The following is a 22,960-nucleotide window of genomic DNA, read 5'->3' as shown; positions in this document are numbered from 1 at the left end:
GGCCGCCGCATCACCGCCGGCGATTCGCTGGCCTTCGACATCGACGAGACCCTGCTGAGCGTCTTTGACGCGACCAGCGAACTCCGACTGAGCTAAGCCATGAAACAACTCCTTTGGGCGGTGACAGCCGCATGCGCCATCGGTGCTAACGCGTCTCCTGTACGGGCCTTCTTGACCACGGGCGACCAACAAAACCTGCTTTCGCCGAGCACTGTCTCGGCGCCGGTCAAGGCCGGTTTCGTCATCCGCATCGACCCGAAGCGCCAGTACCAGCGCATGGCCGGCTTCGGCGCCGCCATCACCGAAGGCTCGGCCTGGCTGATGCGCCACGGCATGACCGAGGCGCAGCGCGACGCGCTGATGAAGGAGCTGTTCACGCGCGACGGCGATGGCCTGGGCTTCGAGTTGACGCGTTTGACCATCGGCGCCTCCGACTTCTCGCGCCGGCACTACAGCCTGGACGACATGCCGCCGGGCCAGACCGACCCGGATCTCCGGAACTTCTCACTGGCTCCCGAGCGCGAAGACGTTATCCCCGCGACCAGGCAGGCGCTGGCGCTGAACCCCAAGCTGCAGGTCATGGCTTCGCCGTGGAGTGCGCCGGGCTGGATGAAGACGACCGACAGCCTCGTTCAGGGGCAGCTCAAGCCCGAGCACTACGGCAGCTTCGCAAAGTACATGGTGCGGTACGTCGAGGAGATGAAGGCCGAGGGCATCCCCATCTTCGCGCTGACGCTGCAGAACGAACCCCACTTCGAGCCGGGCGACTACCCCGGCATGCGCATGCCGCCGCGCACGCGCGCTGAGGTGGTCGGCAAGCACCTCGGCCCGTTGCTGCTGGCCAAGGGTCTGAAGACGCAGATCTTGGAGTGGGATCACAACTGGGACGAGCCCTGGAGCCCGCTGTCCATGCTGTCCGACGCGACAGCGCGCAAGTACGTGTCTGGTGTGGCTTGGCACTGCTATGCAGGCGACGTGTCCGCGCAGTCGCAGGTTGCCCGGCAGTTCCCCGAGCTGGATGTCTGGTTCACCGAGTGCTCCGGCGGCGAGTGGAAGCCGCAGTGGGCCGAGACGCTGCCGTGGATGATGCGCAATCTCATCATCGGCAGTACACGGCACGGCGCGCGCGGCGTGCTGATGTGGAACATCGCGCTGGACCCGAAGTACGGCCCGCACCTGGGTGGCTGCAACGACTGCCGCGGCGTGGTCACCATCGACCCCAAGAACGGCACCGTCACGCGCAACATCGAGTACTACGCTTTCGGGCACGCCAGCCGCTTCGTGCACCAGGGCGCGCGACGCGTCGAGTCCGGGGGCAGCGCCGACACGAAGACAGGGCTGGATCACGTCGCCTTCGCCAACCCCGATGGCGGCACCGTCCTCATCGTCAGCAACTCCGCCGCCGCGCCGCGCCGCTTCACGGTACAGGCTCCGGGCCAGCGCTTCGGCTACGAGCTGCCGGCCAGCGGCGTCGTGACCTTCATCTGGTGATGCGCGCCGCTCTGCTCGCGGCCTTGCTGGCCGCTTCCACCTCAACGCAGGCGCTGGAGCTGGCCGGCGTGTTCGCCGACCACATGGTGTTGCAACGCGACGTGCCGCTGCGCGTCTGGGGCAGCGCCGGGCCAGGCCAGAAGGTGCGGGTGCAACTGGCCGGCCGCAGCGCCGAGGCCGTGACGGACCGCGACGGCCGTTGGCGAGCGGAGCTCGCGCCGCTGCGCGCGGGCGGGCCGCACCGCCTCCAGGTCAGCGCCGGATCTGAGCTGCGCAGGCTGGAGGACGTCCTGATCGGCGACGTCTGGATCGCCGCCGGCCAGTCCAACATGGAGTGGCGGCTGGCCGACACCAACCATGCCGGCGCCGAGATCACCGCCGCAGGCGCGCATCCGCAGATCCGCCACGCGAAGATGCCGCACCGGGTCAGCCTGGAGCCCATGCAGGACGCGCCGCCCCTGCGTTGGGACGTCAGTGGGCCGGCGACTGCCGGGGACTTCAGCGCCGTGGCCTGGCACTTCGCGCGCCGCCTGCAGGCCGATGCGAAGGTACGGAATATCCCCATAGGCATCCTCAACCTCAGCTGGGGCGGCACCCATGTCGAGACCTGGACCAGCCCGCGCGCCGCAGCGGCCGACCCGGACCTCGCCGACACGGTGCGTGCCATGCCCGCCGATGCGGCCACCTTCGTGCAGCGCCGCCGCGACCGCCTGCTGGAGCGCGTGCGGCGTTTCCAGGGCAGCGAGCCTTTCGACATCGCCGGTGCAGACCCCCGGCTGGACGACCGCGCCTGGTCCACGCTGAACGCGCCCCAGGTTTGGGAAGCGCAAGGCCTGCCGGGCCTGGATGGCCAGGTCTGGCTGCGCCGCCACGTCACGCTGACGGCCGCCGAGGCGGCGGGTGCGGCGACGCTGCACCTGGGCCTTGTCGACGACTGCGACGAAAGTTTCGTCAACGGCCAGCCCGTCGGCAGGACCTGCGGCTGGGACACGCCGCGTGCCTACGCGGTGCAGGCTGGCCTGCTTAGAGAAGGCGACAACCTCATCGCCGTTCGCGTGACCGACACCGGGGGGGACGGCGGCTTCCATGGTGCGGGGGCCAACCTGCGCCTCGACACCGCTGCCGGCGCCAAGCCCCTGGCAGGCCTGTGGCAGGCTCGTGTCGAATCCCTGCTGCCCGTCCAGGAACCCGGCCCGAACGACCTCCCCGGCTTGCTGTTCAACGGCATGGTGCGGCCGTTCACGCCGTTCGCGGCGCGCGGCGTCATCTGGTATCAGGGTGAGACGAACGCGCCGCGTGCGGCCCGCTATGCCCAGGCTTTCCCGCGTCTCATCGAGGACTGGCGCGCGCAGTGGCGCGAGCAGGGCCAGCCGGGCCTGCTCCCCTTCTACTTCGTGCAGATCTCGTCCTTCGGCCCGCGCCCGTCGCAGCCCGGGGGGAGCGCATTTGCCGAGTTGCGCGACGCCCAGCGCCAGACACTCGCGCTGCCCGCCACCGGCATGGCCGTCAGCATCGACGTCGGTGATGCCGACGACATCCACCCGCGCGACAAGCGCACGGTGGGAGAGCGCCTGGCGCGCATCGCGCTAGCCCAGACCTACAGCCGGCCCATGCCCTTCAAGGGCCCGACGCTGCAGGCCACCCGCCTGCTGCCCGGCGGCCGCTTCGAGGTGACATTCGGCGACGTGGCGGGTGGCCTGGCCCGGCGCGGCGGGGGGGCGTTGTTGGGTTTTGCCATCGCGGGGGCGGACCAGCGCTTCGTGCCTGCCCGGGCGGAGATCGTCGGCAAGGACCGCGTGCACGTGTGGAGCGATGCCGTGCCGCAGCCCGCTGCCGTGCGCTACGCCTGGGCCGACACGCCGCTGGAAGCCAACCTCGTCGACGGTGCCGGCCTGCCGGCCTCGCCGTGGCGCAGCGACCGGTGGCCGTTGGTCACCCGTGACATTCGGCCGGAGTTTTGAAGGGGAACTTTCACCCTTTGGCGCGCTTGGGGGTGCCGTCGCTAGGATGGCGGCATGACCGGCCTGCTCCTGATCAGCACCAGCTTGATCACCATGCAGGGCTTGACGCTGCTCGCGCTGGCCCGCTTGGAGCCCGGCCATCCCCACATCAGCGACTGGGGCTGGAGCCATGTGCTGCTGGCCTTCGGCCTGACGCTGGGCGTGGCGCTCGTGCCTTCGGACTTCCGCTCGCTTCACTACCAGGTGCAGGCCACATTCGCGACGGCCTGCATCATCGCGTCGCTGGCCCTGCAGCTGGCCGGTGCTGCACGCTATCGGGGCCGGGTCTGGCATTGGAAGCGCAACGCACCCCTGTTCGTCGCGCTGCTGGGTGTGATCCTGGCGCTGGCCATGGTGGAGCACCGCTGGGCCGTTGTCGCCGGAGCAGTCGTGCTGACCGGCGGTGCCTGGCTGGCGGCCGCCTGGCTCTGGCGCGGCGGCGCGGCCAGCGAGCGCTTCGTCGCGGGCTGCTTCTTCGCGCTCGGCCTGGTGCATGTCAGTGGCCCGGTGATGGACCCGCTGGCACGCTCCATGCTCACTCAGGTCCTCGGCACGTATGTGCAGATGACGCTGGCCATGGCGCTCATCTTGCTCTCGGTGCGGCGTGCCCACCATGAGACCGAGCAGGTCAATTCCCGGCTGCGCCAGCTCTACGAGCAGTCCATGCAGGGACTGGCGGTGCTTCGCGACGGCCGTGCCGTTTACGCCAACCCGGCGGCGCTGGCGATGTTCGGTTTCGATCGCGTCGAGGGCGTGGTGCCGGTCGAGCTCATGATGGCACCGGTCGAACGAGAGGCCGCGCAAGTTCGCTACGCGCAGCTGATCGAGCAGCGCCGCGGCCAAATCGCCTGGGAGGGCGAGCGCTACCGGCGCGACGGCAGCGCCATCTACCTGCGCGGCAGTTCCAGCTACATCGAATGGGAAGGCCGTCCCGCCCTGCTGGTGCTGATGCTGGACGACACCGAGCGTCATCGCGCCACCGAGGCGCTGCGCCGCCAGGCCCTGCACGACGAGCTGACCGACCTGCCCAACCGCCACGCCGTGCTGGCCCGCCTGGCCGAGCTGACGGCGCCTGGCAGCCCGGGCTTCGTGCTGCTGTCGGCTGACCTGGACCGCTTCCGACTTGTCAACGAAAGCCTGGGCCACGAAACCGGTGATGCGCTGCTGCAGGCCATCGCGACGCGGCTGCGCCAGGCCCAGCCGCCCGAGGCCCTGGTCGCACGGCTGGGCGAGGACCAGTTCCTGCTGCTGCAGACCGGCATCGATGACGATGCGACCGCGCTGCTGGCCGGCCAGCGCCTGCTGGCACTGATGAACGCGCCCTTCGTCGTCGGCCACCGCGCGCTCTACGTGCACCTGTCGATCGGCATCGCGCGCTTCCCTGCGCATGGCTCGGACGGCGCAGCCCTGCTGCGAGCGGCCGACGTGGCCATGCACCAGGCCAAGCAGCAGGCCGGCGCGGCGGTCGTCGCCTTCCAGCCCGGCATGGCAGCCGGCGCCGGCGGTCTGCTGGAGATCGAGCAGGCGCTGGCCGCCGCCATCGAGAACGAGGAGTTCCAGCTCGACTACCAGCCCAAGTTCGAGGCTGGTGCGCGGCGGCTGGCGGGCTTCGAGGCGCTGGTGCGCTGGCAGCGCCCGGAACGGGGGCGTGTCAGTCCGGCCGACTTCATCCCCGCCGCCGAGCGCACCGGCCAGATCGTGCCGCTTGGCGCCCTCATCCTGCGCCAGGCCGCTCGGCAGCTGCGTGCCTGGGCGCTGCAGGGCCTGACGCCGATGCCGGTGGCCATCAACGTGTCGCCACTGCAGTTCGAAGACAGCGGCTTCGCCGATTGGCTGCTGGCCCTGGTGCAGGCCCATGGTGTCGATCCGGCCCTGATCGAGCTCGAGATCACCGAGACCGCCGCAATGACGCACATGGACCGAGTGCTGCCGCAGCTGGCGCGGCTGCGCGAGGCCGGCGTCGGCGTGGCTTTCGACGACTTTGGCACTGGCCAGAGCTCGCTGACACTGCTGCGTCGCCTGCCCATCACGACGCTCAAGTTGGACCGCAGCATGGTGGACCCCCTGCCCGAGCCCTCGGCGGGGGCCGTCGTACGTGCGGCCTGCGTGCTGGCCCAGGCCCTGGGCCTGGCCATCGTCGCGGAAGGGGTGGAGACCGAGGCTCAGGCCGCCGAGGTCGAGCGTCTGGGCTGCACCCATCTTCAGGGGTGGCTGCTGTCGCGGCCACTGGCGCCGGACGCCGCCGGTGCGCTGCTCAGCGCGCCATCGGCTCACCCATCCGTATCGCGCCGCCCGGCTGCCACGTCGGGTTGAACTGCAGCCCGCTCTTCTCGAACAGCATGACGACGGTGGAGCCGAGCAGGAAGCGGCCCATCTCGTCGCCCTGGGCCAGCGCGACCTGGCCGGGCGCATAGTCCCACGCTCGCACCGGGCCACTGCGCTTGATCTGGCCGTGCCAGACCGTTGCCATGCTACCGACGATGGTCGCGCCGACGAGAACCAGCACCCAGCGGCCCAGCGTGTCGTCGTCGAACACGCAGACGACACGCTCGTTGCGCGCGAACAGGCCCGGCACGCCGCGCGCCGTCGTCGGGTTCACCGAGAACAGCTCGCCCGGCACGTGCACCATGCGCACCAGCCGACCCGGGGCCGGCATGTGGATGCGGTGGTAGTCCTTGGGGCTGAGGTAGAGGTTGGCGAACAGGCCGTCCTGGAAGCGCGCGGCGAGTTCGGCATCGCCGCCGACCAGCGCAGTCGTCGAGAAGGTCTGGCCCTTGGCCTGGTACACCTGGTCACCCTGGATGCGCCCCACCTGGCTGATCGAGCCGTCGACCGGGCAGACCAGAGATGCCTGCGCGAGCGGACGCACGCCGGGCTTGAGGGCACGGGTGAAGAAGTCGTTGAAGGTCTTGTAGCTGGCGATGTCCGGCTCGGCCGCCTCGGCCATGTTGACGCCATAACGCGCGACGAAGCGGCGGATGGTGGCCGTCGTGATGCTGCCCAGCGGTTGGGACGCGTAGTGCCCGGCCAGGCGTGTCATGGCCAGCTTGGGCATCAGGTACTGCGGCAGGACTTTGAGACGGTCGGACATGGCATGGGGGCCGTGGAGGGTCGCGGATTCTAGGAGCGGCCCTGGTCGGGAGATCCTAGGGTGAGCGCCAGGGTGGCGTCACGCTCAGCGGTGGCCAGCCGCTGCGGAGCGCCGTCACCCGTGCTCCGGGAAAACACAGCTCGGCGCGAATGTGCACGCTGACATCATCTCCGCGCCATCAAAGGCAAGCCCGCTCGCTGGCGAGGCCATGCCCATACGAGGCGACAGGGAGAGAAGAACATGCATTTTCATTTTGCGCCGGCCGCTGCGCTCGCGCTGGCCATGCTGGGCGGCTGCGCCAGCATGCCGTCCCAGACCCGCTTGGCGATGGCAGACACCGCGCTCAAGGCAGAGGCCGGCCGCGTTGGCGTCGCGATGAGCCCGTTGCCCAAGGTGGATACCCAGTTCCCTGGTGCGGATTGCCTGCTCTGCATCGCTGCCGCATCGGCGATGAACTCCTCGCTCACCGATCATGTCCGCACGCTGCCACCGGAAGAGGTGCCCGCGTTGAAGGAGCGCGCTGCGTCGCTGATCGCGGTCAAAGGCGCGACCCCCGTGCCGATCGAGACGGCACTGGACGTCAGCACACTGCCTGACTTTCGCAGCGAGACGCGCAACATGGCACGCAAGGACTTTCGCGGCCTGAAAGACAGGTACCAGGTCGACAAGCTGATGATGATTCAGATCGACACCATCGGGCTGGTGCGTACCTATTCCTCCTATGTGCCCACCTCCGAACCCAAGGCGGTGTTCAACGCCACGGCATACCTGGTCGATCTGAAGACCAATGCGCTGGAGTGGTATCACACCTTCCGCATCACCAAGGCGGCTGATGGTGCGTGGGATGAGCCGCCCAAGTTCCCGCGGTTGACCAACGCGTACTTCCAGGCGCTCGAACTGGGCAAGGATGAAGTCCTGCGCCCGCTGCAATGAAGCGTCGGCGGGCATTGGCATCCGGCCTGCTGCTGGCGGGCGCACTGCGGCCGGACGCACGGGCCGGTGACGAGCTGCTGCTGCGCTGGTCGCCGCAGATGGGGCCGCGGGCGACCTTTCGGGGCGTGCTGAACAAGGACAGCGCCGGCATGGGAGCCGGGCAGTTTCTGTATCCCGCGCCCAACGTCGCCGGCTTCTTCGCGGCCATCCTGGCGCACGCCGCCGTGAATTCCGCGGCCCGGGACGCCCAGATGCTCAAGTTGCAGACGAATGCAGATCGGGTACTCGAGCCGTACTCGGCCGCCATCGACGGACTTGCGGCGGACGACCTGCTGACCCGCACTCGCACCGCGCTGCTGCCTCAAGGCCTGGTGATCCGGCGGGGATGGGTGAACGCCAACCTGGAACTGACCCCGATTTTCCTGATGACGCAGGACAGGCGGGCGGTGCTGCTGGATGTCGCCGCCCAGTTTCACGATGGTGCCAGCGGCGCCCCCCGACAGCTGGGTATGCGTGTCGTGTCCACGCCGCGCGGCACGTTTTCCGCAGAGGAAGACGAATGGGCGAACGCCGAGGGCCATGCGCTGAAGCAGGTGTGCGTGGATCTGCTGACCTTGGCCGTGCGGCACATGCTGGACCACGTGGACCCGGACCGGGCCCCGGCAGCGACTTCGGTCGAGCGTACCGTGAGGTTTGCCGAGGGCGGCACACAGCGCATGGAGCGCTCGCGGGTGCTGGAACAGCACTGTGGGCGCGCATTGCTGCTGACGTTGTCAAACACCTTGATGTCGGTGCCTCTATTGCACCCGCCGGCTCCGGGCCAGGAATGCCCTGCCGCCATGCCGTCACCCCAGGTTGCCACGGGGCGGTAGCAGCCACCATGGGCGCGAGACAATCGCGCCCATGGATTCAGCGGGTTTCGTTCACAGCTCCTTCTATCGTTTCGTCAGCCTCGGCGACCCCGCCGGCATCGCCGCGCGGTTGCGGGAGATGGGCGGGCAGGTCTGCGGCAACATCACGGTGGCTCCAGAAGGCATCAGCGCAGCCATTGCCGCGCGGGCCGAGGCCATGGCCCTGTTCGAGGCCCAGCTGCAGCAGGAATTCGACGCACTGTTCGATGGCGTGCAGTTCAAGCACACGGCCTGCGAGCGCCTGCCTTTCACATTGCTGAAGGTCCACACCAAGCCCGAGATCGTCGCCTTCGGCGTGCCGGGCGTCAGCGGCTGCGATGCGACGGACACCCACGTCAGCCCGCAGCGCTGGCGCGAGCTGTTGGCCGACTCTGGCACCGTCATCCTCGACAACCGCAACAGCTTCGAGTTCAAGCTGGGCCGGTTTCGCGGTGCCGTTGATCCCGGCGTGGCTCATTTCCGCGACTTTCCGGCGTATGTCGAGGCACACCGCGACGAGTGGCAGGGCAAGACTGTCGCCATGTACTGCACCGGCGGCATCCGCTGCGAGAAGACCGCGGCCTGGATGCAGACCCTGGGGCTGAAGGTCGCCCAGCTCGACGGCGGCATCCTGAACTACCTCGAGGCCTTTCCCGAGGACGCGGCGCAGGACTGGCAGGGCGAGTGCTACGTTTTCGACAAGCGCATTGCCATCGATGCTGCGGGTCGCGAGACGGGGACGACGGCTGAGGCCGTCTTCACCGATCCGGCCGATGCCTGGCGTCTGGCGCGCGCCAAGCGCCTGGACCCGGCCGTGGAGGAATGATTCCCCCTGCGCGGAGGAAAGCTTCCGGGCCCGGCCACATGGGCCGGGCCGCAAACCCCGACAATGCCACCGCGCGCCGCTTGCGCGCACCGAAACCTGTCATTCGATGTCTCACCTGATCGTCCACGGCGGCACGCCTCTTTCCGGCCGCATCGTCCCCTCGGCCAACAAGAACGCCGTCCTGCCCATCCTCTGCGCCACGCTACTGACCAGGCAGCCCGTTCGTCTGCGCGGCGTGCCCGAGATCACCGATGTGAAGAAGATCGTCGAGGTCTTCCGCAAGCTCGGCTCGCACGTCGAACTGGACTTCAAGACCGGCATCCTTGACGTCCACCACGAGCACACCCGATTCGACCCCAACGTGGATCGCCTGCCCGAAGAGATGCGCTCTTCCATCATGTTGGTGCCCGGCCTGATGGCCCGCTTCGGCGCGGCGCGCATCGAGGATGACGTCAAGGGCTGCACGTTGGGGGCGCGAGAGATCGATCCGCACGTCGAGGTCTTCGAGCGCTTCGGCGCCCAGGTCGAGCGCCTGCCTGACGGCCTGATCCTGCGCGTTCATCGCCCACTGACGGCCAACGCGCACTGGACGGACTACGCCTCCGTCACGACGACGGAGAACTTCGTGCTGTGCGCGGCGCTGGCCGACGGTGTCTCAACGCTGACCAACGCGGCCAGCGAACCGCATGTGCAGGAGTTCTGCAACTTCATGTCCCTGCTGGGCGCCAAGATCGAAGGCCATGGCACGTCCAAGCTGAAGATCATCGGCGTGCAGGAACTGGGCGGCGCCGACTACACCTTCACCGAGGATTTCCACGAGATCGTCACCTTCCTGGCGCTCGGTGCCATCACCGGCGGCAACGTGCAGGTCAAGAACGGTGCGCCGGAGATGTTCCCGCTGCTGGACCGCACCTTCGCGAAGTTCGGCGTGCACGTCCATCACGAAGGCGGCTGGAGCAGCGTGCAGACCCAGGGGCCATTGAAGGTCAAAGAGCCCTTCACGCGCAACATCCTGCAAAAGGTGGAGGCTGCACCCTGGCCCTATGTGCCGGTGGACCTGCTGCCCATCTTCGTTGCGCTCGGCGTCAAGGCTGAGGGCAGCGTGATGTTCTGGAACAAGGTCTACGACGGTGCGATGGGCTGGACGTCGGAGCTGGCCAAGTTCGGCGCTCATGCCTTCCTCTCCGACCCGCACCGCATGATCACCTTCGGTGGCAAGCCGCTGAGCCCCGCCGAGGTCGAGAGCCCATACATCATCCGCGTTGCGATCGCGCTGCTGATGGTGGCGGCCAGCATCCCGGGCAAGAGCGTGATCCGCAATGCGACGCCCATCCGCCGCGCTCACCCCAACTTCGTCGAGCACATCGGCGAGCTGGGCGCGCGAATGGAATGGGTCGAGGGCGACTGAGGTCATGTGGCGCTGGCTGTGCGCCGCCGGGTTGCTGGCGGCGGCGTCGGCCCAGGCAGCTCCCCCCGCCGACACCATACGTTGGGTGGCACAGGACGTGCCGCCCCATTTCAGCTTCATCCAGGGCCGCCCGCCCAGCTCCGTGGACGAGCTCGGTCGCGGTGAGGTGGACGGTTTCATGCGCGTGCTGCTGCCGCGCATGTCCGGCTTCCGGCATGAGTTTGTCGAGGCCAGCACGGCCCGCTACGAAGCCGAGAGCCGCCGCGGTCAGACGCTGTGTTCCACCATGCACGTGCGCACGCCCGAGCGACGGCGGTGGCTGCATTTCTCGCACCTCTACCCGCCGTTGAGCTCGCGCGAGATCCATGTCATCGTGCCGCGCAGGCTGATGGCCGAGCTGGCTGCGGGCCAGCCTCTGGATGGCCGCCTCGTGCTGGCCCAGCTGCTGCAACGCCACGACCTGCGGCCGCTGGTGGCCCGCGACCGCGCCTTCGGCATCCAGATCGACAGCCTGCTGTCTCGGCACACGGTGCCGCGGCTGGCCGTCGGGGCGAAGGTCAGTCATCAGATGCTGGAAATGCTGCGCGCCGGCCGCATGGACTACACGCTGGAGTACCCTGCCGTCGTCAAGGACTATCTCGCGCGGGTCGGCGACCCCGGTGCCCTCGTTGCGCTGCCAGTCGCCGAGGGCCTCAGTACGCTGCTTGCCACGGTGTCCTGCAGCCGAACGCCCGACGGGTTGCGCATGATCCAGGCCATCGACGCCGCCGTGCGTGACCTGGCGCGCGACCCCGACCGCCTGGCCTGGGTGCGTGAATGGCGCGGCGGCCGCGACGGCCCCGAGGACATGAAGCGCCTCAACGCCTACATGGACGAACGCGCCCGTGGAGGGGCGCGCATCGAGTGAGCCGGCCACCCAAGCCGTTGCTGCCACTGCGCGACGGCGTCGGCGCGAGCGCCGTGTACTGCCCAGCTGGCCCCTGGGCCGACCTGAGCGCCTTCCTCGCCGATCGCCTGCCCAAGGTGGTCGACTGGCCCGAACGCATCGCCCGCGGGGAGGTCGTCGACGAGACCGGCCAGCCCGTCCCTGAGGCGTACCGGCCGAATCGTCGCGTCTACTACTGGCGCCAGCTCGACGCCGAGCCCGAGGTCCCGTTCGAGGCGCGCATCGTCTTCAGGGATGAACATCTGCTCGTCGCCGACAAGCCCCACTTCCTGCCGGTCACGCCCGGCGGCGCCTATGTGCAGCAGACGCTGCTGACCCGGCTGCGCCGTGCCACGGGTCTGGCCGAACTCAGCCCCCTCCACCGCCTCGACCGCGAGACGGCGGGCCTGGTCGTCTTCAGTCTTCGCGCTGCAGAGCGCGGGGCCTACCAGAACCTGTTCCGCGATCGCGCCGTGGACAAGGTCTACGAGGCCGTCGCGCCCGCCGGCCCCGGCCCATGGCCGCGCGTGTTGACGCACCGTCTGGTGGAGCGTGAAGGCGACGCCTTCATGCAAATGCAGGCCGTCGCGGGCGCGCCCAATGCCGAGACCTGGGTCGACCTCGTCGAGCCCATCGGCGCCGGCCTGGCGCGCTACGAGTTGCGCCCGCGCAGCGGCGTCAAGCACCAGCTGCGTGCGCAGATGAATGCCATCGGCCTGCCCATCGCCGGCGACCGCCTCTACCCGCGGCTGCAACCGCAGGAGAATCCGCCGCGTTTCGACGCGCCGCTGCAGCTGGTGGCGCGCGCCATCGCGTTCACAGACCCCGTCACGGGACAGCAACGCGGCTTTGCGCGCGCCGGCCTGACAATCGCGCCTCCATGAACTCGCCCACCTCTCAAGACCAGGTCCAGGAACTGCGCCGCCAGTTGCAGTCCCTGCTCGAGGCTGCGACGGCCAATGAGCGCAAGCTGGACCGCTTCGATGCGCTGGAGCGCCGCCTCATCGCAGTGAGCTCGATGGAGGAACTGGTCAACCTGCTGCTGGTCGACTGTCGCGAGGACTTCGGCCTGGATGCCGCCGAACTGTGGCTGCTGGATCCCGACGAGGAACTGCGCCGTGCATTGCCGGCTCTGCCCATGGTCAAGGCGCCCACGCTGCTGGACGGCCATGGCCCGCTGAAGGATCTCTTCGGCGCTGCGCGTACCACCCGCCTCATCGGTCCGGGCCCCGATGAGGACCTGCTGGCAAAAGCCTTCGGCGAGGGCTCCGGCGCGCGTTCGGCCGCCCTGCTGCCGCTGATCCGCCAAGGCCTGCTCATTGGCAGCCTGCATTTCGGCTCGCGCGACCCCGAACGCTATGACGCAGCCTCGGGCACCAAGTTCCTGGACCGCCTCGCGGCCATCGCCGCAATCAGCATCGAAAGCATGCTCAACCGCGAGCGTCTGCGCCGCGCCGGCATGACCGATGGCCTGACGGGCGTGCACAACCGGCGCTATTTCGATCACCGCAGCCTCATCGAGTTCAGCCAGGCCGTGCGCCACCGGTACCCGCTGGCCTGCCTGTTCCTGGACATTGACCACTTCAAGGCCATCAACGACCGCCACGGACACCCGGCCGGCGACGAGGTGCTGCGCCAGGTGGGCGGCCTCATCCAGCGCTCGCTGCGCACCGGCGATCTCGCCGCGCGCTATGGCGGCGAGGAGTTCGTCATCTTGCTGCCCCGCACCGACCTGGCCGGCGCCTGCGAAGTGGCCGAGCGCATCCGGCTGCTGGTGCAGGAAGCGCCCTTCATCACGCCCGATGGCGGCACCTTGGGTGCGACGCTGTCCGTGGGTCTGGCCATGCTGCCGCCTGGCGCGGTGAGCTTTGCCGACCTGCTGACGGCCGCCGACCGGGCCGTCTACGACGCCAAGCGCGCAGGCCGCAACCGCACTGTCGCCGCTGAACCAGGCGGCGCCGCCGAGGCCGCAGCCGGCTCCTGACGAAGGACAGGGGAGGGCGGGGTCCTGAAAAACCCCGAGGTTCCCGCACTGCACGGCGCGCCATGCGGCCACGACAATTTGAGCCGTTGTCAGCGCCGACCATGAGTACCGAATCCCTCGCCGAATCCGTGAACCGCACCAGCAGCCCACGCCGGCTGGGCTCGCTGCGGTTGCGACTGGCGCTGGCCGTGCCGCTGGTGGCGGCTTGCATCGTCGGCCTCTTCGAGTGGAGCCTGGGCGGCTATGAACCGTTGGCCGAAGGCCTGGCGCGCACGGCCTGGCTGGTGCTGCTGCTCAGCGCCGCGCAATTGCTGCTGATCGAGACCTTGCTGCTGAAGCCGTTGCGCCGGCTCGCGGCGGGCTGCGAGGCGATGGAGTCGGCGCCGGTGCCGCTGACACCCGAGGCGAACGCGCCGGCACCCGGCCTCACCGCCGAGCTCGACCGCATCGGCCACGCCATGCTGCGCGCGCGCGGGTCGCTGTGGCAGCAGGACCAGCAGGCCGGCGAGCTCAAGCGCGAACTGGCCCAGCAGCGTCATCTGCTGGAGGAGGCCCACGCCGCGCTTGCGGCCCAGCAGCGTCAGCTTACCGGCCTGGTGCGCACCGACGCGCTGACCGGCATTGCGAACCAGCGTGCCTTCGACGAGACGCTGCGCCGCGAGTTCAAGCGCGCCCAGCGCCAGCGCGGCCTGCTGGCCGTGGCTGTGCTGGACCTGGACCAGTTCAAGCAGTTCAACCTGGCCCATGGCACGGACGTGGGTGACGCCGCGCTGCAGCGTGTCGCCAGCCTGTTGAAGGAGCGGTTCAAGCGGGACACCGACGTCGTCGCCCGCCTGGGTGGCGAGGAGTTCGTCACGCTGCTGCCCGGCTTCGGCATGGCCGAAGCCCAAAGCGTGCTGGAGTCACTGCGTGACGACCTGCGCGCGTTGCGCCTGCCCGACGGCCAAGGCAGCCTGACACTCAGCATCGGACTCGCCGCGGCCAGCCCGGCCCACCCCTACCTGAGCGCTCAGGCGTTGCTTCAGGCGGCCGACGAGGCGCTCTACATGGCCAAGCATGCCGGGAGGGACCGCCTCAGCCTGGCGGCCTGAAGCCCTCAGCGCCCGTGCTCCTGGGCGGCCAGCAACTGTTCGTTGACGCGCCGCGCCGCGCGCAGCACCAGCGTCTCGTCCAACTGGGCCTGGGGGGCGATCTGGCTGGCAATGTCGTCAAGTTGGTCGGGGTGATTGAGCAAGGCCCAGGCCACCGTCGAGATGGCGGCGACGCTGCGGCGTGCCAGGCTCTCGGGCATGGTCAGCGTGGCCTGGATCTCGACGTGATGGCGCACGCTGGCGACGGCCGCCGGTGCCAGGCCCCAGCTTTCGCACAGCGCCGCGCCGAGAGCGTCGTGGCTGACGCCAAAGGCCGTGCGCTCCAGTTCCACGAGTTCCGCGTCGCGCGTCGCCGCTCGCAGCATGGCGGGGTAATGCGTTGGCGCATGGCGGTAGAGCACCGCCTTGCCGCATTCCTCGAACAGGCCCGCCGAATGCGCGGCCCAGGGGTCAACGCCAAGCATCTGGCCCATGCGCCCCATCAGCAGGCCGCGCTGCGAGGCGCGCGACCACACCGATTCCAACTCGGCCGCGGCCGGAAAGGCGGCGCGCAGGCCCATTTCGAAAGTGATCGCCGCCACCTCGCGCATGCCGAGGTAGGTCAGCGCCTGGTGCACCGTCTGCACGCGGCCGCGCAGGCCGTAGAGCGACGAATTGACCGCTTTCATGACGGCGGCCGCGAGCGCCATGTCGGTCTCGACCAGGGAGGACATGGCCTGCAGATCAATGTCCTCGGCTGCCATCAGCAGCGAGAGCTTGACCAGGACCTCGGGCTGGGTCGGGATCTCGATGTCCAGATTGCGCAGTTGAGGATCGACGGGCATGGTGAATTGAGGCGCTAGGGAATGCCCGATGGTAGATCAGCGGAGGAAGGCGTCCCAGGCAGTTTTGAGGATCAAACACCCGACAACGATGACGAAGGCACCGCGTACGAAGCCGGCGCCGTGCTTGAGGGCCATCCGGGTACCCGCCAGGCTGCCGATGACGTTGGTCACGGCCATGACGGCCGCGACCTGCCACCAGAAATGGCCCTTGCTGACAAACAGGGCGATGGCCGCCGCGTTCGTCAGCAGGTTCATCAACTTGGCCGTGGCCGATGCATGCAGGAAGTCATAACCCAGCAACCGCACGAACAGGAAGACGAAGAAGCTGCCCGTGCCGGGGCCGAAGAAGCCGTCGTAGAAGCCCACCGCGAGGGCGATGCCGGCGGCGACCCAGGTTTCGGTCCGGCCACTGAAGCGCGGCGCGTGTTCGCGGCCCAGGTCCTTCTTGGCCAGCGTATAGACGAGCACGGCGAGCAGCACCAGGGGCAGGGCCTTGCGCAGGCCGTCTGGGCTGATCAGCGTCAGGCTCCAGGCGCCGGCAAAGCTGCCGGCACCGGCCAGCACGGCGGCCGGCATCAGGCGCCGCCAGGGCAGGTTGACGCGCCTCACGTACTGCAGCGTGGCCCAGCCCGTCCCCCAGATGGACGCGCCCTTGTTCGTGCCCAGCAACGTCGCGGGCGCGGCGCCGGGGAACGTGCTGAACAGGGCCGGCACCAGCACCAGGCCGCCCCCGCCGGCCACCGCATCGATGAAGCCTGCAAGCAGGGAGGCGGCGGCGACGGTGAACAAGTCCAGCATGGCGGGCAGCGTAGAGGCAAACGCGGGTTGCCGGAGACGCAAAGAAAACGGCCACCAAGGGTGCCTTGGTGGCCGTCGTGATTGTCTTCGGGGTTACGAAGCAACCTTGTGCGCTTGTCGCTTGTCTTGTCTCCTCACAACCCGCCCGGCAGTCCTGGACCGGAGCCCGGAACCGCGTCGAGTGCCGAGAATGTAGTGCCCCTCGACGGTGCACAACACTGGGGTAAGCCCGGGTTCGCTGGCTGCGAAAGGTGCGTAGACGCCCCAAAACTGTGCGCGCCGAAAGTGGGGCGGGGCAGTAAAAATCGGCCTATGCGTCGCTCGTTCCCCCTGCTGCCTTTGTCGTTGCTGCTGTTGAGCGCCTGTGGCGGTGGAGGCGGTGGCACCTCCCCCGACGGCGGCGGTAGTGGTGGTACTGGCGCTGGCCAGACCTTGACGCTCACGCTGCCGACCACCGGGCTTGCGCCGGCCGACCTGGCAGTCGTCGTGGCCGAAGGCGACGCCCTCAGCGAGGCGGTGGGCGCCGCTTACCTGGCCGCGCGCGGCGTGCCGGCGGCCAATCTGGTTCGGGTGCGGGTCAACACGGCAAGCCACGCCCTCCCGGCTACGGACTTTGCGTTGCTAAAAGCCGACATCGAGGCCAAGCTGCCAGCTGGCATCCAGGCCACTCTGCTGACATGGGCCGCCCCCAGCCGCGTCGTCGGTAGCTGCAGCATGGGCATCACCAGCGCGATGGCCTTCGGCTTCGATGCCCGCTACTGCAATCCCAGCCCGGCGACCGACCTCTGTGCCGACACCGCCACGTCACCTCTGTACGACAGCGAATCCCGACGGCCTCTGACGGACTTGAAGCTGCGCCCCTCCATGCTGCTGGGCGCCAGCACGTTGGGCGCCGCCAAGGCGCTGATCGAGCGCGGCGTGGCCGCGGATGCCACCCGGCCGGCCGGCGAGGGCTGGCTGGTGCGCACGACCGACTCGGACCGCAGCGTGCGCTGGAACGATTTCTCGGGCCTGCCCGCGGCCTGGGGTGGCGCGCTGACGCTGAACTACGTCGACAACGGAGCCGGCCAGGCTGGCGCCAATGCCTTGACCGGCAAGAGTGGCGTGCTCTTCTACCTGACGGGCCTTGCCAGCGTCACCGGTCTGTCCACGCTGCAGTTCCGTGCGGGCGCGCTGGCCGACACGTTGACCTCCGCCGGCGGCCTGCTGCCGTCCGGCAACGGCCAGATGCCCATCACCGCCTGGCTGGACGCAGGCGCCACCGCCAGCTACGGCACCGTCGAGGAGCCCTGCAATGTGCCGCAGAAGTTCTCGCGCGCTTCGGTGCTCATCGACCAGTACTGGCGCGGCGCCACGGCCATCGAAGCCTACTGGAAGGCCGTGCAGTGGCCGGGCCAGGGACTGTTCGTCGGCGAGCCGCTGGCCCAGCCCTTCCGGGATGCCCCCAGCTTTGCCATCGTGGCCGGCGAATACCAGATCAAGACCCGCAGTCTGCGACCGGGTTCGCGCTACAGCCTGCAGTACCTGCAGGGGTCAACCTGGACGACGCTCGCCACCTTCACCGGCGCGCCTGGCCAACCGCTTGAGGGCCGCTCACCGCTGCCGCCGGCTGCGGCGACGCGCATCCGCTGGCAGGGCCCCTGCCCGGACAACGCAGCCAACACCTGCACCCTGGCGCAGTCGTCATGATCCGCCCCTGAGAATGCGGGTCGGTCAAATCCCGATTGCCCGGCGGCGCCCGCCGTTGAACAGTCGCCCTCCCGCAGTACCCCGCCCGACGACCATGTCCCGCCTCTCCCTTGCCCGCTCCCGTGGCTTCACCCTGCTTGAACTGCTGGTCGTCATGGTCATCATCGGCCTGCTGGCCGGCTACGTCGGTCCCAAGTTCTTCGGCCAGATCGGCAAGAGTGAGGTCAAGGCCGCCCGCGCCCAGATCGATGCGTTGACCAAGTCGCTGGATCAGTACCGCATCGACGTTGGCCGCTACCCCAGCACCGAGCAAGGCTTGGCCGTGCTGGTGACCAAGCCGGCCGACGAGCCCAAGTGGGCCGGTCCCTATCTGTCCAAGGCCGTGCCCAAGGACCCCTGGGGCAACGACTACCAGTACCGCAGCCCCGGTGAGCATGGCGAGTACGACCTGCTGAGCTTCGGCAAGGATGGCCGCCCAGGTGGCGAGGGTGAAGACGCCGACCTCACCTCCTGGTAACAAGAGCCCGTCCCGTGCCTCAATTCCATACCCGCGTGCTGCGCGCGGGCGCCGTCAGTTCGGAACGCGTCGAAGCGCCCGACCGCACTGCAGTCGCGGCCGCGCTGGGCGTGCTGCCGCAGCATGTGCTGGAGGTGCGCGAGGTCGCGAACGCCGAGGCAGCCCGCCCCTGGCGGCGCAGCAGCAAGTTCCCGCTGCAGCTGTTCAGCCAGGAACTGGCCGTGCTGCTGGATGCCGGCATCGCGTTGCTGGAAGCGCTGAATACGCTGCGCGAGAAGGAGGGACAGCCCGGCGTGCGCGCCGCGCTGGACGGCGTCATCGCCCAGATTGAACAGGGTCAGCCACTGTCTGTCGCGCTGCGCCAGCAGCCGCAGGCCTTCGACGAGCTGATCTGCGCCATCGTTGCGGCCAACGAGAAGACCGGCCAGCTGTCCATGGCGCTGGCCCAGCACGCGCGCTACTTGGCCTGGGTGGACGCGTTGCGTTCGCGACTCGTTGCGGCCATGGTCTACCCGCTGATGCTGCTGGGCGTGGGCGGTGTCGTGATCCTCTTCCTGCTGCTGTATGTGCTGCCGCGCTTCGCGGGCATCCTGGAGCAGACCAGCGCAGATCTGCCCTGGGCCTCCCGCGTGCTCATCGAGTTCGGCCAGACGGCCGGCGCGCATCCGGGCCTGGTCATCGGCGGCATTGCTGCCGCGGTTTTCGCGGTCTTCGTGCTGATCCGCCAGCCCGCCGTGCGCCAGCGTGCGCAGGCGGCCCTGTGGACGCTGCCCGGCCTGGGCCCTCGCCTGCGCGTGCTGGCGTTGGCTCGGCTGTACCGATCGCTGGCCATGCTGCTCGCCTCGGGCGTGCCGGCGTTGGCAGCGCTGAAGATCGTCGTCGATGTCGTGGCCGCCCCCTGGCGCGCGGCCGTGCAGGGCGCGGCTGCGCAGATCGAGCGGGGCGAGCGCCTGTCCGCCGCTTTCGATGCGCAGGACCTGGCCACGCCGGTCGCGCGCCGCATGCTGCGCGTGGGTGAACGCAGCGGGGAGGTCGCGACCATGCTGGAGCGCGCCGCCGCCTTCCACGACGAGGAGGCCGCAAGGCTGACGGACCTGCTGTCCCGCCTCGTCAACCCGGCGCTGATGTTGATCATGGGCGTATTGATTGGCGGGATCATCGTGCTGATGTATCTGCCCATCTTCCAGCTGGTGGAGCAAGTCCAATGACGACCTCCCTGGCGGACTGGCTGCCGGCCGAGCACGGCCCCTGGCATCTGGATTTCGAGCAATGGCCGCAGGCCCAGGCGCAGCGCTGGCGCGCTGTGCTGGCCGTCGGTGCCGCCAGCCGGCGCGTGCTGCTGGCTGAGCGCGACGAGGACGCCATGCTGCTGCAGAGCGTCGAGTCGCGATTGAACGCGCCGGTGGGCTGGCAGCGTTGCCCGCCCGAGGCGGTGACGCATTTCCTCGGCGCCGGCGAGGCGGATTTCCGCGCGCTGTCCGACGTCGAGGACGCGCTGACGGCCGTGGAGGACGACACCGAGGAGCTGTCCGCCCTGGCCCTCTCCGAGCAGGTCAGTCCCGTCGTACGCCTGCTCAACGCGACCATCTACGACGCGTTGCAGGACACCGCCTCCGACATCCACATCGAATGCACGGCCCGCGGCGCCGTCATCCGCTTTCGCGTCGATGGCGTCATGGCCATCGTGCGCCAGGTGGAGAGCCCCCAGGTGGCAGAGCAGCTGGTGTCGCGCCTCAAGGTCATGGCAGAGCTGGACATCGGTGAGCGCCGACTGCCTCAGGATGGCCGCTTCAAGCTGCGCGTGCAGGGCCGAGAGATCGACTTCCGTCTGTCGGTCATGCCCAGCGTCTTTGGCGAGGACGCCGTCATCCGCATTCTGGACCGCGCAGCCATCGCGCGCGCCGGCACGCTGACGCTGGACGCGCTGGGCTTTGACGACGAGGAGCGCGCCGCCATCCGCCACCAGGCCCGTCAGCCCCACGGCATGCTGCTGGTGACCGGCCCCACCGGCTCTGGCAAGACGACCACGCTGTACGCGACCTTGGCCGAGATCCACACCGGCGCAGACAAGATCATCACCATCGAAGACCCCGTCGAGTACCAGCTCAGCGGTGTCGTGCAAATCCCCGTCAACGAAAAGAAGGGCCTGACCTTCTCGCGCGGCCTTCGCTCGATCCTGCGCCACGACCCCGACCGCGTCATGGTGGGCGAGATCCGGGACGCCGAGACGGCCCAGATCGCCGTGCAGGCTGCGCTGACCGGCCACCTCGTGTTCAGCACGGTGCATGCGAACAACGCGTTCGACGTCATCGGACGCTTCATGCACATGGGCCTGGACCTCTACAACGTCGTTTCCGCGCTGAACGCCGTGCTGGCGCAGCGCCTGGTGCGTTTGACGTGCAAGCACTGCGCCCAACCTTTCAAGCCCGATGCCGCCGCCCGGGCCCGTCATGGCGTGGTGAACGGTCAATTCATGAAGGGCGAGGGCTGCGGCCACTGCCGCGGCACCGGCTACAAGGGCCGACGCGCTGTGGCGGAGCTGCTCAAGCTGGACGATGGCCTGCGCGACCTGATCGCTGCGCGCGCGCCCATGTCCGAGATCAAGGCTGCGGCCAGGGCGCGTGGCATGAAGTCGCTGCGGGAGATGGCGCTGGCAGCCGTCTGTCGTGGCGACACCACCTTCGAGGAGCTGGAACGTGTCACTCTCGACGAGTGAGCGCCTGCGTCAGCAGTTGGGCGCGTGGCTGGACAAGCCGCGGCGCGTCTTCATCACGCCCGGTGGCGACGAGCTCGATGCCTGGTGCAAGGACCTGCCCGGCACGGCCGTCGAGCTGGTCGTCAGTGCCCGAGCGCTGCACGAGCTGGTCGTCGAGCCTGGCCTGCCCTTGGTCGACCTTGACGCCGTGCAGGCCTATGCCCAGCAGCAGTTCGCCCACTACTTCGGCTCCGCCGCACAGCGCTTTGCCATAGCGCCCTGGAAACTGGGAGAAGCCGCGGGGGCTTCGGCCCTGCATGGGCTGGACCTGACTGCGCTGCGCAGCCAGGCCGCCGCCGCCAACGTGCGTCTGCATGCAGTGCGCCCCGCCTGGGCTGCCTGGCTGGCCTCGCTGCCCGCCGCCACGCGCGCGGGCTCGGGCCGCGCGATCTGGCACGAAGGCGATGTCGCCGTCGTCATCCACCTTGAGGGTGGCCGCGTCACCGGCCTGCAGTCGCGCCGCGTGCAAAGCCTGGCCGACCTTGGCGTCGACGCGCCGCTGGCCGTGGGTACGCCGGGCGACGAACTCATTCCACAGCCCGGCCCCGCCGCACCCCAGCCCGATTTCCTGCCGCGCAGCGGCCGCTCATCGCTGGCCTGGCCGCTGGCGGCGACTGGCGCTCTCGTGCTCGCAACGGCCGCTTGGAGCGCCGTCGACAGCCATCGCATGCTGGATACTGCCCGGGCCGCGCGCGACCGCGTCGCGACGTTGCGCCCCACGCCGACGCCCCGGCCCACCGTTCGCAGTGCCCGCGCCGAGCCGGCCGAGAACCTCGCGGCCGTCGAGGCGCGCGCCCTGCTGGCCATGCCCTGGGAGCCGCTGCTGACCCGCGTCGAGACTGTGGGCGCCGAGGCGAAGACCATCGCCTGGCTGGGCCTGGACGCCAGCGCCGGCCGCGGCGAGCTGCGCCTGGAAGGCCTGACGCCCGACAAGCTGCTGGCGCTGCAGCTGGCCGAGCAGCTGGGCACGACACCCGGCTGGCGGCAGGTCGTGCTGTCGCGCTTCTCGGCGGCGGAGACGGGCCTCGTCGGCCAGCGATTCGAAATCCAGGCTCGCGTGGCGACCGGAGGTGGCTCATGAGCCGGCGCGCCTTCGTCAAGGCTCTGGGGTGGCCTGGGCTCGCCGGCCTCGCAGCGCTGGTGCTGGCCGTCGTGGCCCTGATGCTGGACCAGCGCTGGGACGCGCAGGCCGCAATGCTCCAGGCCGAGGCCCGCGAGCTGCGCGCCAAGGCGCGGCCCGCTGCCGCCCCCACGGCGGCACCGGTCAGCGTGCAGCAATGGCAGGCTGCGCTGCCGCCGTCCCGGGACCGCCAGCAGCGTCTGGCCGATCTGCTGGAACTCGGCATCCGCCTGGACCTCAACGGCGCGCGCACGGAACATCGCCTTTCCTCCAGCGAGGGCGTGGAGCGGCTGCGCGTCACGATGCCGGTGACTGGCAGCTATGCGCAGGTGCGCCGCTTCATCGGCGCCGCGCTGGAACACGACCCGGCGCTGAGCCTCGACGCGATCAAGCTGCGCCGCGTCAGTCCGATGAGCGCAGAGGTCGACGCCGAGCTGCAATGGTCCCTGCACGGGAGGGCGCCATGATGGAACGTCGTCAGCTCGTGCTGGGGGGCGCTCTCGCGGCGACGCTGGCGGCCACCGCCTGGGTGGCCACGCGACCCGAGGACGAAGGGTCGGCCGCCGTGACTGCGCCAGCCCGCCGTGCCGTGTTTGCAGTTGCTGCGCCCGTTCCATC

At 69.3% G+C, this 22,960-nt stretch carries 20 protein-coding genes; 17 read left to right on the top strand and 3 right to left on the bottom strand.

Annotation, left to right across the window (positions count from 1 at the left end; translation table 11 throughout):
* Positions 1 to 99: 99 nt before the first annotated feature.
* Genes VGF12_RS06680 through VGF12_RS06670 form a run of 3 tightly spaced genes read left to right on the top strand, consistent with a single transcriptional unit; the run spans position 100 to position 5,804 of the window.
* The gene (locus VGF12_RS06680; RefSeq protein WP_331175258.1) at positions 100 to 1,491 is read left to right on the top strand and encodes a glycoside hydrolase family 30 protein; all 1,392 of its coding nucleotides are present in this window, start codon (positions 100 to 102) and stop codon (positions 1,489 to 1,491) included.
* Positions 1,491 to 3,452 (top strand): sialate O-acetylesterase, encoded by a 1,962-nt coding sequence (locus VGF12_RS06675; RefSeq protein ID WP_331175257.1) that lies wholly within the window; start codon positions 1,491 to 1,493, stop codon positions 3,450 to 3,452. The genes VGF12_RS06680 and VGF12_RS06675 overlap by 1 nt, the downstream gene beginning before the upstream one ends.
* Before the next feature lie 54 nt (positions 3,453 to 3,506).
* Positions 3,507 to 5,804, top strand: coding sequence for a putative bifunctional diguanylate cyclase/phosphodiesterase (locus tag VGF12_RS06670; RefSeq protein WP_331175256.1), 2,298 nt, complete (start codon positions 3,507 to 3,509; stop codon positions 5,802 to 5,804).
* On the opposite strand, the gene asd is transcribed toward VGF12_RS06670, so the two are convergent.
* The gene (gene asd, locus VGF12_RS06665) at positions 5,746 to 6,582 is read right to left on the bottom strand and encodes an archaetidylserine decarboxylase (protein ID WP_331175255.1); all 837 of its coding nucleotides are present in this window, start codon (positions 6,580 to 6,582) and stop codon (positions 5,746 to 5,748) included. The two genes, VGF12_RS06670 and asd, sit on opposite strands and share 59 nt — an antisense overlap.
* A 282-nt stretch (positions 6,583 to 6,864) precedes the next feature.
* On the opposite strand from asd, the gene VGF12_RS06660 reads away from it, so the two are divergent.
* The 8 genes from VGF12_RS06660 to VGF12_RS06625 all read left to right on the top strand — a co-directional run bounded on the left by VGF12_RS06660 (position 6,865) and on the right by VGF12_RS06625 (position 14,639).
* Entirely contained in the window at positions 6,865 to 7,515 is a 651-nt protein-coding gene (locus tag VGF12_RS06660) for a hypothetical protein (RefSeq protein WP_331175254.1), read from the top strand.
* The gene (locus tag VGF12_RS06655) at positions 7,512 to 8,387 is read left to right on the top strand and encodes a hypothetical protein (RefSeq protein WP_331175253.1); all 876 of its coding nucleotides are present in this window, start codon (positions 7,512 to 7,514) and stop codon (positions 8,385 to 8,387) included. The genes VGF12_RS06660 and VGF12_RS06655 overlap by 4 nt, the downstream gene beginning before the upstream one ends.
* Before the next feature lie 31 nt (positions 8,388 to 8,418).
* Positions 8,419 to 9,231, top strand: coding sequence for a rhodanese-like domain-containing protein (locus tag VGF12_RS06650; RefSeq protein ID WP_331175252.1), 813 nt, complete (start codon positions 8,419 to 8,421; stop codon positions 9,229 to 9,231).
* Positions 9,232 to 9,337: 106 nt separating this feature from the next.
* Positions 9,338 to 10,639 (top strand): UDP-N-acetylglucosamine 1-carboxyvinyltransferase, encoded by a 1,302-nt coding sequence (locus VGF12_RS06645; RefSeq protein ID WP_331175251.1) that lies wholly within the window; start codon positions 9,338 to 9,340, stop codon positions 10,637 to 10,639.
* A gap of 4 nt (positions 10,640 to 10,643) precedes the next feature.
* Complete coding sequence (locus tag VGF12_RS06640) at positions 10,644 to 11,546, top strand: TIGR02285 family protein (RefSeq protein WP_331175250.1); 903 nt, start codon at positions 10,644 to 10,646, stop codon at positions 11,544 to 11,546.
* Positions 11,543 to 12,448 carry a pseudouridine synthase gene (locus tag VGF12_RS06635; RefSeq protein ID WP_331175249.1) on the top strand — a complete coding sequence of 302 codons (906 nt, stop codon included), beginning with the start codon at positions 11,543 to 11,545 and terminating at the stop codon, positions 12,446 to 12,448. The genes VGF12_RS06640 and VGF12_RS06635 overlap by 4 nt, the downstream gene beginning before the upstream one ends.
* On the top strand, positions 12,445 to 13,548 hold the full coding sequence (locus tag VGF12_RS06630; protein ID WP_331175248.1) for a GGDEF domain-containing protein: 1,104 nt from the start codon (positions 12,445 to 12,447) through the stop codon (positions 13,546 to 13,548). Before VGF12_RS06635 ends, VGF12_RS06630 begins: the two co-directional genes overlap by 4 nt.
* 101 nt (positions 13,549 to 13,649) lie before the next feature.
* Positions 13,650 to 14,639, top strand: coding sequence for a GGDEF domain-containing protein (locus VGF12_RS06625; protein ID WP_331175247.1), 990 nt, complete (start codon positions 13,650 to 13,652; stop codon positions 14,637 to 14,639).
* A gap of 5 nt (positions 14,640 to 14,644) precedes the next feature.
* Here the strand turns inward: VGF12_RS06625 and VGF12_RS06620 are convergent, their stop codons facing one another.
* Positions 14,645 to 15,463 carry an HDOD domain-containing protein gene (locus VGF12_RS06620; protein WP_331175246.1) on the bottom strand — a complete coding sequence of 273 codons (819 nt, stop codon included), beginning with the start codon at positions 15,461 to 15,463 and terminating at the stop codon, positions 14,645 to 14,647.
* A 36-nt stretch (positions 15,464 to 15,499) separates the two neighbouring features.
* Positions 15,500 to 16,261, bottom strand: a complete 762-nt coding sequence (locus tag VGF12_RS06615; protein ID WP_414710022.1) for a sulfite exporter TauE/SafE family protein — start codon at positions 16,259 to 16,261, stop codon at positions 15,500 to 15,502.
* Between the two features lie 312 nt (positions 16,262 to 16,573).
* Between VGF12_RS06615 and VGF12_RS06610 the strand changes: the two genes are divergently transcribed.
* From VGF12_RS06610 to VGF12_RS06585, 6 genes are all read left to right on the top strand, one after another.
* A complete protein-coding gene (locus VGF12_RS06610; RefSeq protein WP_331175245.1) occupies positions 16,574 to 17,950 on the top strand; it encodes a TIGR03790 family protein in 1,377 nt (458 codons plus the stop codon).
* 94 nt (positions 17,951 to 18,044) lie between these two features.
* Entirely contained in the window at positions 18,045 to 18,467 is a 423-nt protein-coding gene (gene gspG, locus VGF12_RS06605; RefSeq protein WP_331175244.1) for a type II secretion system major pseudopilin GspG, read from the top strand.
* Positions 18,468 to 18,481: 14 nt separating this feature from the next.
* Entirely contained in the window at positions 18,482 to 19,675 is a 1,194-nt protein-coding gene (locus VGF12_RS06600) for a type II secretion system F family protein (protein ID WP_331175243.1), read from the top strand.
* A complete protein-coding gene (locus VGF12_RS06595; RefSeq protein WP_331175242.1) occupies positions 19,672 to 21,183 on the top strand; it encodes a GspE/PulE family protein in 1,512 nt (503 codons plus the stop codon). Before VGF12_RS06600 ends, VGF12_RS06595 begins: the two co-directional genes overlap by 4 nt.
* Positions 21,164 to 22,303: a hypothetical protein gene (locus tag VGF12_RS06590; protein WP_331175241.1), complete on the top strand. Its 1,140-nt coding sequence runs from the start codon at positions 21,164 to 21,166 to the stop codon at positions 22,301 to 22,303. The genes VGF12_RS06595 and VGF12_RS06590 overlap by 20 nt, the downstream gene beginning before the upstream one ends.
* Positions 22,300 to 22,809 carry a hypothetical protein gene (locus VGF12_RS06585; protein ID WP_331175240.1) on the top strand — a complete coding sequence of 170 codons (510 nt, stop codon included), beginning with the start codon at positions 22,300 to 22,302 and terminating at the stop codon, positions 22,807 to 22,809. The genes VGF12_RS06590 and VGF12_RS06585 overlap by 4 nt, the downstream gene beginning before the upstream one ends.
* Positions 22,810 to 22,960: the final 151 nt, after the last annotated feature.

The organism is Roseateles sp. (assembly GCF_036404855.1).
Classification (GTDB): domain Bacteria; phylum Pseudomonadota; class Gammaproteobacteria; order Burkholderiales; family Burkholderiaceae_C; genus Pelomonas.
Note: the sequence above shows the minus strand (reverse complement) of the source record. Positions and strands in the feature narration are given on the sequence as shown.

Bases quoted from the DNA above. Each gene is read 5' to 3' on its own strand.
- VGF12_RS06680 (WP_331175258.1), top strand. From the start codon at position 100: ATGAAACAACTCCTTTGGGCGGTGACAGCCGCATGCGCCATCGGTGCT.
- VGF12_RS06675 (WP_331175257.1), top strand. From the start codon at position 1,491: ATGCGCGCCGCTCTGCTCGCGGCCTTGCTGGCCGCTTCCACCTCAACG.
- VGF12_RS06670 (WP_331175256.1), top strand. From the start codon at position 3,507: ATGACCGGCCTGCTCCTGATCAGCACCAGCTTGATCACCATGCAGGGC.
- asd (WP_331175255.1), bottom strand. From the start codon at position 6,582: ATGTCCGACCGTCTCAAAGTCCTGCCGCAGTACCTGATGCCCAAGCTG.
- VGF12_RS06660 (WP_331175254.1), top strand. From the start codon at position 6,865: ATGCTGGGCGGCTGCGCCAGCATGCCGTCCCAGACCCGCTTGGCGATG.
- VGF12_RS06655 (WP_331175253.1), top strand. From the start codon at position 7,512: ATGAAGCGTCGGCGGGCATTGGCATCCGGCCTGCTGCTGGCGGGCGCA.
- VGF12_RS06650 (WP_331175252.1), top strand. From the start codon at position 8,419: ATGGATTCAGCGGGTTTCGTTCACAGCTCCTTCTATCGTTTCGTCAGC.
- VGF12_RS06645 (WP_331175251.1), top strand. From the start codon at position 9,338: ATGTCTCACCTGATCGTCCACGGCGGCACGCCTCTTTCCGGCCGCATC.
- VGF12_RS06640 (WP_331175250.1), top strand. From the start codon at position 10,644: ATGTGGCGCTGGCTGTGCGCCGCCGGGTTGCTGGCGGCGGCGTCGGCC.
- VGF12_RS06630 (WP_331175248.1), top strand. From the start codon at position 12,445: ATGAACTCGCCCACCTCTCAAGACCAGGTCCAGGAACTGCGCCGCCAG.
- VGF12_RS06625 (WP_331175247.1), top strand. From the start codon at position 13,650: ATGAGTACCGAATCCCTCGCCGAATCCGTGAACCGCACCAGCAGCCCA.
- VGF12_RS06620 (WP_331175246.1), bottom strand. From the start codon at position 15,463: ATGCCCGTCGATCCTCAACTGCGCAATCTGGACATCGAGATCCCGACC.
- VGF12_RS06615 (WP_414710022.1), bottom strand. From the start codon at position 16,261: ATGCTGGACTTGTTCACCGTCGCCGCCGCCTCCCTGCTTGCAGGCTTC.
- VGF12_RS06610 (WP_331175245.1), top strand. From the start codon at position 16,574: ATGCGTCGCTCGTTCCCCCTGCTGCCTTTGTCGTTGCTGCTGTTGAGC.
- gspG (WP_331175244.1), top strand. From the start codon at position 18,045: ATGTCCCGCCTCTCCCTTGCCCGCTCCCGTGGCTTCACCCTGCTTGAA.
- VGF12_RS06595 (WP_331175242.1), top strand. From the start codon at position 19,672: ATGACGACCTCCCTGGCGGACTGGCTGCCGGCCGAGCACGGCCCCTGG.
- VGF12_RS06585 (WP_331175240.1), top strand. From the start codon at position 22,300: ATGAGCCGGCGCGCCTTCGTCAAGGCTCTGGGGTGGCCTGGGCTCGCC.